The following is a 290-nucleotide window of genomic DNA, read 5'->3' as shown; positions in this document are numbered from 1 at the left end:
AATCGGTCACGGTGTCGACCACATCGGACTGATCAACCACATCAGTCACCGCGTCCACCACATCGGTCTGATCAACCACATCGGTCACCGTGTCAACGACGTCGGACTGATCAACCACATCAGTCACCGCGTCCACCACATCGGTCTGATCAACCAAATCCGTCACCGTGTCAACGACGTCGGACTGATCAACCACATCAGTCACCGCGTCCACCACATCGGTTTGGTCAACCAAATCGGTCACCGCATCCACGGCATCCGTCTGATCAACCACATCAGTCACCGCGTCC

At 56.2% G+C, this 290-nt stretch carries 1 protein-coding gene; it reads right to left on the bottom strand.

From position 1 onward, the window contains the following. A partial coding sequence (locus tag ABQE44_RS25860) for a hypothetical protein (RefSeq protein WP_448432677.1) occupies window positions 1-274 on the bottom strand: 274 nt, incomplete at its 3' end. Window positions 275-290: the final 16 nt, after the last annotated feature.

It is taken from the genome of Mycolicibacterium sp. XJ2546 (genome assembly GCF_053483195.1).
Note: the sequence above shows the minus strand (reverse complement) of the source record. Positions and strands in the feature narration are given on the sequence as shown.